Source organism: Ktedonobacterales bacterium (assembly GCA_036557285.1).
In the GTDB taxonomy this organism is placed as follows: Bacteria; Chloroflexota; Ktedonobacteria; order Ktedonobacterales; family DATBGS01; genus DATBHW01.
In genome coordinates this window covers 1-6,675 of the sequence record DATBHW010000062.1, presented here as the reverse complement: position 1 = coordinate 6,675, position 6,675 = coordinate 1, and the positions used below count along the sequence as shown (strand labels likewise).

Genomic DNA, 6,675 nt, shown 5'->3' with positions numbered 1-6,675 from the left:
TTTTGTTCAGGTGGGCGCTCTTTCATGCCACCAGTATACCATCTTGTGGGTGGCATATCAAGACGAAAGATACCGCCTGCGGGCGGCACGCCATTCATCCCCGCGGCTTATGCAAGGGGGCCTCTGGCGTGTTTCTGCTAGAGCGTATTTGTAGCGTGGCTTCGTAGAGCGCCTTATGAATCATGCTCGCTCCCTTCTTCCAAACGATGTGGCGCTGTATCTCCGTTTTTCGAGAGATTGGATACTCCTATGACTGAAGAAGTCAAGCAGCGAAAGGCCGAACATGTCAGCGTTGCGCTCCAACGAGATGTAGCGGTTCCCCAGCCGTCATCCTGGCAGGATGCGCGCTTGATCCATCAGGCGTTGCCCGAAGTGGACCTGGATGAAGTAGATACTTCTGTCGCGTTTCTGGGCAAGACGCTGCGAGCGCCGATCTTCATCTCGTCAATGACTGGCGGCCATCCCGATGTGGCGGTCATCAATGCGCGGCTGGCTCAGGCGGCTGAGGAGTTTGGACTGGCGATGGGAGTGGGCAGCCAGCGCGCCGGAATTGTCTCGCCCGATCTGGCAGAGACCTACAGCGTCGTGCGCGAGCGCGCCCCCAACGCTTTTTTGATCGCTAATATCGGCGCGCCCCAGTTAATCGCTCAGCCGCGCCATCCGGCCTTCCAGGTGGAAGATGCCCGCCGGGCTATCGAGATGATCGGCGCGAACGCGCTGGCGCTGCATATGAACTTTGCCCAGGAGGCCGTACAGCCAGAGGGAGACCGTCGCGCCGTTGGCTGTCGGGCCGCGCTGCGCAGGCTGACCCAGGAAATCGGGCTGCCGGTGATTGCCAAGGAGACGGGCGCGGGCGTCTGCCGGGAGCAGGCGTTGATGCTGCGCGATTGCGGCGTGGCGGCCATTGATGTAGGCGGCGCGGGCGGCAGCAGCATGGCGGTGATGGAGACCTATCGCGCGCTGTCGCGGGGCGATGAGCTTGCGGCCAATCTAGGACAGGTCTTCAGCGATTGGGGCATTCCAACGCCGATTGCGCTGGTCGAGGCAGGCGTGGCGGGCCTGCCCTTGATCGCAACGGGCGGCGTGCGTACTGGTCTGGATGCGGCGCGCGCGTTGGCGCTGGGCGCGACCCTTGTGGGCATGGCCTTTCCGTTCTTGAAGGCCGCCAGCGAGAGCTATGAGTCGGTGCAGAGCTTTGTGCGCGGGTTTCTGCTGGAATTGCAGGTAGCGATGCAGTTGAGCGGCGCGGCCACGATAGCTGCGCTGCGCCAGGCGGATGTGATCGTTGGCGGCGAAACGCGCCAGTGGCTGGAGATGCGCGGCTTTGGCGAGACGCTGCGGGCTATGGCGAACCGGCGTTTTCTTGCCTGATGCTCATTGGGGGCTTTGCTGTATACCCTTTCTGTCAAGGCGCTTGCTCGCGCTGTCAGCTATCCGCGAAGCCCTTGACACACTGCCTGGATAACGCTAGACTCGCCTCATGCAGCAAGGTTCTCTGAACACTGGAAGCAGCCCATCCCCCCTGCCTGATACAGCCGATGACCAGCCTCTCGAAGCGTTGAGCGACGAAGGCGTTGGCGATGGCGCTGCTGCGGCAAAGGAGGCGAGACCCGCGCCGCTCTTCACCCGGCGCGCGATCCTGGTTGCCCTCTGTCTCTTTCTGGTCGCGCTTCTCTTCCTGATGAGCCTGGAGTCCCGGCTTGGCATTCCGGTAGCTGGTGTGTCCAACGTGCCATTCTTCAATTATCAAGCCGAAAGCTTTCTGCATGGACGCTGGAATCTGGACATTCCAGGCAGCGCAGTGGACATAGAGACGATCAATGGCAAGAGCTATATGTATTATCCGCCCTTCCCCGCGCTCTTGCTCTTGCCCTTTGTCGCCATCTTCGGCTTGGCGGCCAGCGATATACTCTTGACTACGCTGCTTTCCGCCGCAAACATCAGCCTGCTCTATCTGCTCTTCGAGCAGATGCGCGTCCAGGAACGGCCCGCGCGTAAGTGGTCAGAGCACGCGCTCGTCAGCGTCTTCTGTTTCTTTGGCTCGATCAATCTCTATCTTTCGCTGGGTGGGACGGTCTGGTTTACCGCTCATATTGTCGCCATGACCTTCACCCTGCTGGCGCTGCTCCTGGCCTTCAGGGGCCACTATAGCTGGGGCGCGGCGCTGCTGGGGTGCGCGTTCTTCAGCCGGTTTCCCGCCGCGCTGGGCTTTCTGTTTCTGCTCTATCTCGCCTGGCAGGACGCCGGACGGCAACCCCTGCTGGGGCGCTTCTGGCGCTCGCTGCGCGCGTATCGGCCCGATTGGCAAGCGGTCCCCTGGCGTCGCCTGCTGCCTGTGGCGGCGGTGATGGGCATCGTGGCGCTGGTGTTTGCGGCGCGTAACGCGCTGGTCTTTGGCTCGCCGCTGGATACCGGCTATGCCACGCTGCTGAAGCAGCGTTATCCCAATGACGCGCCGTCTGGCGCCTTCAGTATCGGCTATATGCCCGCGAACTTCATTACGATGTTCTTCAACTTCCCCTCTGTCGCCTTCTTCAACCACCAGCCGCAGATCGATCTGCTTAATAAAGGCTCCGGGATCAGCGTTTTTGTGACCACGCCGCTCTTTTTATTCCTGTTCTGGCGCAACCAGCGTTTCAGCCCACTGCGGGCGGCGCTCTGGGTCGTGGTGGCGCTGGATGTTCTCGCCATGCTGCTTTTTTATAACGAGGGAGGCTATCAATTTGGCATCCGCTATCTCTACGACGTGTATCCCTTTGCTTTCCTGCTGCTAGTCCTCAATGAAGCTCGTGTGGACTGGCGCTATGCCGCGCTGGGGCTGTCCGGGGTGGTGATCAATCTCCTGGGGGCGGTGGAGTTCTGGACCCTCTTCCAGCGCCTGTGAGCCTGGCGTCAGGCCGGGTTCGTCTGCCGAGAGATCGGCGCTTACCTCGCGTCGGTCCTTGAAGCAGCGCCAGAGCAGCGCCGTCGCCAGCAAATAGATCAGCGCCGCCAGGACAAAGGGGAGCGTGAAATTGTTGGCGGCGATAATCACGCCGCCTAGAGCGCCGCCCGCTGCCCAGCAGCCCCAGAAACCGAGGTTATAGGCGCTGTTGGCGCTGGCGCGCTCGGTTGGCCGAACAACGCTCATGAAGTAGCTGAGCAGCACCGGCTCGGCCATATTCATCAGGCTCCCGCGTACCAGATAGGCCGCCAGGACCAGCGGCAGCGCGCGGGTAAAGCCCAGGATTGCTAAGAAGGGAAGCGAGATCAGGTGTCCGAGGACGGCAGCGCGCACTTTCCCCAGACGCGCCGCGAAGAACGGCCCGGCCAGGGTTGTCACGGCCATCAACGCGGTGGAGACGGCGGTAATCAGGCCGTAGAGTTCGGTACTGACGCCGAGATGCTGGACGAAGTAGAGATTGAAGTAGGGGATGAAGAGGCCGGCGCCCAGGCCAATCAGCCCTTCGACCATTGCTAATTGCCCAATCGGGCCGCGCAGCGCCTTCAACGCCTCAGTGCGCAGGCGCGGCGGCTTGAGCGCCTGAAACCGGCTGCTTAGCCGCTGGCGCGCGCCTGCCAGCGCGGCGCCCGCCCTTTTGGCGGCTCTCTGTCCAGGCAGCGCCGTCGGCTGCCTGGGCGGCGTGGGGTCCATCAGGATGATGGGGAGAAAGGACGGCGCGGCGATCACTCCTGCCAGCAATAAGGCCAGTTCGTAGCTGCGGGCCTGCGCGCCGGAAACCAGAAAGGGTTCGATGGCGCGCAGCAGCCCGGAATCGCTGATCGTGGGCAGACTGACCAGATGGGGGAGATAGCCGCCGAGCGCCTGCCCGATCACAGCGGTGATGAGCGCCAGCGCGGCGTTGAGGCTGAAGATATGGCTGCGGGCGGTTGCCTGGCTGCCATCGGCCAGCAGCGGCGCGCCGATCACCAGATAGATACCCCCGGCGACGCCCAGCACAAAGCTGGTGATGGTGAGCGAGAACGCCTGGGGAATGACCAGTTGCAGCGTACCTGCGGCTGCTGCAACGACGCTGGACCAGAAGAGTGTGGCTTTGGTACCCAGGCGCGCCATGAGCGGGCTGGTCGTGACCATGCCCAGCGCGCCGCCAGCGACGCCGATCACCAGCAGCCAGCCGATGAAATCGGCCTGATAACCCAGGGCGACAAGATAGAGGTTATAGAGGAGGGCAAAGATGCCTACCGTGATGGAATTGAGCGTATTGCTCAAAAGATACAGGCGGGCGTTCCGGTTCATACGCCCGAACTGGCGTAGATAGGAGACTGCCTGAACTCTGAGTCGTGCCATGAGATATGCTGCTTGTCTTGCTGGTCGCTATTGCCTGGCGCTTCCGGGGGGAAGCTGGCGTGGCCCATCCGTCCGATAGCCTTCCAGTTGGGCGCGTGGCTCGTCCTGGCCTGGGGGCAGTTCGTGGTGTCCGTTGGGCCAGACGAGGGCGCGCATCCCTTCTTTGATGGCTACGGTGCGCGCGTGAATGTCAATCACGCGCTCGGCGAACCTGGCGCTGCCGCGATCCGTGGCCTGCAAGCGCTGCTCGACAGCCGGAGCAAAGCGGGTCAGAATGGGTACTACTTTATTATGGACATAATACAACAGATAGGCTATCGCGCCTACCAGAGCGGCGGTGATCAAGATCAGCAGCATCAACTCGATGATCAGCACGACTCCAGCCGCCTGCCCCGCGTCCTGAAGCCAGGTTGGCTCGGTAAAATCAGCGATAGGCATCGAGTTCTCCTTTTGTGGCCAGTTCCTTGCGGCGTTTGGCGCGCTGCTCGGCGCGCTTGCGCGCCCGGCCTACGCCGAAGAAGACGCCCGCGACCTGGGCAGCGCCCAGCACCATGCTGGCTGCGCGCACGCCGGGCGTCACGGTCAGTTCGCTGGCAACCTTAGCGGTCTCGCGCACGGTATAGGATGTATCTCTCATCGAGTCCAGAACGGGGGTGAGTTCTTTCTTCACCTGGAGCGCCAGGCTGATGAGGACAAAGGCGGCATAGGAGAGCAACCCCAGCGCGATAAAAGTCGCCACAGCGAGCAGAACGAGCATGATGTCGCGCACGACGGGCCAGACGCCAAGGATGGTAAACAAGACGATCAGGCCCGCGCCGACAATCAGGGAGATAATTACTCCCAGGATGAGAAAGGTTTTCAGGCGGCTGCTCAAGACGAGGCTCCTTTCGGGCAGAGAGCGTATAAAGATAGTATAGAGAACGGCGGCGTATTATCTTTTGTAGGAATCAGTGCAGGCTGCGAGCAGGAACTATGCCAGGAAGCGCCGACAGAGAAACAGGCAAGCGACTACTCGAAAAGCCAGCAGGTACGGTAGAAAAGCCTGCCGGGCTTCATTATAGCGGCTCTGCCTACCGCTTACAAGCCTTGTAGTTCAGGCTAGCCCATTTGGCGCGCGGGGTCATGAATGCTGGTTTATATTTTTACGAACCTTCTGCTTGTATAACGAATATGGAATATCTCGTCCATTACCTATTGACATGAACTGTTTTTTATGTATACTTCTTGCCAGGAAGCTTAATCGATAAAATCCTGGCCGCCAGGTAGGTTTCGCTCTCCGCGCCAGGATAACAAGGAGGCTATCCTGCTCCCCTGCAAGGATGTCGCGCATCCTGCATCTGTCTATCCCTTACTTCGTACCCGTTTCCCCTCGCGTTCTCTGGCGTCTTCTGGTCATGTCGTTGCTGGTCCATATACAAGGAGGGAGTACACGATGAAACGGTCCATTCGCTGGTATTTCGCGTGGGGCATCATGGTTGCCGCTCTGTCTATGCTGCTCTTTATGGTGACAGCAGGGCCAGCCCTGGCCTGGACTCAGGAAACCAATGAATTCACTGATACTGGTAGTGGAAGTGGCTGGTGTTCGGGGATGAACGGCCAAGATTCCAGCCATCCCTGTGTATACTGGCAGGAGCCACATTACACGAGCATCAGCCTGCACTTCAACATGGATCCTTCGCTCCACTCCTCACAGAGCAAAGGCTACGATTTCAATGCTGCCATCTATACTGCGTTTACTCAATACAACAATGTGGCAGCCTGGAATCCCTACATGTTTCAGTGCTTCACCTTTTGTCAGGGCATTGTAGGGACTTATTACATGACCACCCTGCTGTGTGGGAATCTGGCTCACACTTCCTACTTTATTGGAGATGTCAAGTATGGATACAACCCCTACAGAGGTGGTAATGAATGGTATGCGTTCTTCATTTCTGCCGATGTCCAATTTAGTAATTCCATTTTCTGGAACAACAGTTTCGATTGGACTCAAACTTCTTGTAGTAATGAACACGCAGACGGGCGAGCGGCAGCAACGCATGAATCTGGGCATGTGCAGGGGCTTGGTCATACTGGCGACTTTCCATCAGTCATGAGCAGCGCTTGCCTGGAAAACGGACACTTTTACCAACTCTCTACGAACAGTGATATTCCAGCCATTAAAGCCATCTATCGAGGTGATCAGCAGTCCAGCTAAGACCTGGGTTGTTCTGTGGTTCTGGTTTTGCATTACACTCCAAGGAGGTTATTGTACTACGAAGCTTCTCCAGTGACATCCATGCTGATCGCTCGTTGTAATGAGCGAAGGATGCAGAGAAGGAGAGAAGCTGCGATGACTGCTGAAGAGAAGATCGCTCGCCATCGGTTGAGCGTGCTGGAGTTGGGGCAGG

Annotated in this window: 6 protein-coding genes; 3 read left to right on the top strand and 3 right to left on the bottom strand. The window is 59.2% G+C overall.

Annotated elements, in window-relative coordinates:
• The first annotated feature begins 249 nt into the window (after positions 1-249).
• Positions 250-1,371: a type 2 isopentenyl-diphosphate Delta-isomerase gene (gene fni, locus VH599_18540; protein ID HEY7350320.1), complete on the top strand. Its 1,122-nt coding sequence runs from the start codon at positions 250-252 to the stop codon at positions 1,369-1,371.
• 109 nt (positions 1,372-1,480) lie between these two features.
• Positions 1,481-2,884, top strand: coding sequence for a hypothetical protein (locus VH599_18535; GenBank protein HEY7350319.1), 1,404 nt, complete (start codon positions 1,481-1,483; stop codon positions 2,882-2,884).
• On the opposite strand, the gene VH599_18530 is transcribed toward VH599_18535, so the two are convergent.
• From VH599_18530 to VH599_18520, 3 genes are read right to left on the bottom strand one after another with little or no spacing between them, the layout of a single operon-like run.
• Positions 2,771-4,288 (bottom strand): MFS transporter, encoded by a 1,518-nt coding sequence (locus tag VH599_18530; protein HEY7350318.1) that lies wholly within the window; start codon positions 4,286-4,288, stop codon positions 2,771-2,773. The two genes, VH599_18535 and VH599_18530, sit on opposite strands and share 114 nt — an antisense overlap.
• 27 nt (positions 4,289-4,315) lie before the next feature.
• A complete protein-coding gene (locus VH599_18525) occupies positions 4,316-4,726 on the bottom strand; it encodes a hypothetical protein (GenBank protein ID HEY7350317.1) in 411 nt (136 codons plus the stop codon).
• Positions 4,713-5,162: a hypothetical protein gene (locus VH599_18520; protein HEY7350316.1), complete on the bottom strand. Its 450-nt coding sequence runs from the start codon at positions 5,160-5,162 to the stop codon at positions 4,713-4,715. The genes VH599_18525 and VH599_18520 overlap by 14 nt, the downstream gene beginning before the upstream one ends.
• Before the next feature lie 558 nt (positions 5,163-5,720).
• On the opposite strand from VH599_18520, the gene VH599_18515 reads away from it, so the two are divergent.
• On the top strand, positions 5,721-6,482 hold the full coding sequence (locus tag VH599_18515) for a matrixin family metalloprotease (protein ID HEY7350315.1): 762 nt from the start codon (positions 5,721-5,723) through the stop codon (positions 6,480-6,482).
• Positions 6,483-6,675 lie beyond the last annotated feature (193 nt).

Excerpts from the sequence above, each read along its gene's own strand:
- VH599_18535 (HEY7350319.1), top strand. The coding sequence starts at position 1,481 with ATGCAGCAAGGTTCTCTGAACACTGGAAGCAGCCCATCCCCCCTGCCT.
- fni (HEY7350320.1), top strand. The coding sequence starts at position 250 with ATGACTGAAGAAGTCAAGCAGCGAAAGGCCGAACATGTCAGCGTTGCG.
- VH599_18530 (HEY7350318.1), bottom strand. The coding sequence starts at position 4,288 with ATGGCACGACTCAGAGTTCAGGCAGTCTCCTATCTACGCCAGTTCGGG.
- VH599_18515 (HEY7350315.1), top strand. The coding sequence starts at position 5,721 with ATGAAACGGTCCATTCGCTGGTATTTCGCGTGGGGCATCATGGTTGCC.
- VH599_18525 (HEY7350317.1), bottom strand. The coding sequence starts at position 4,726 with ATGCCTATCGCTGATTTTACCGAGCCAACCTGGCTTCAGGACGCGGGG.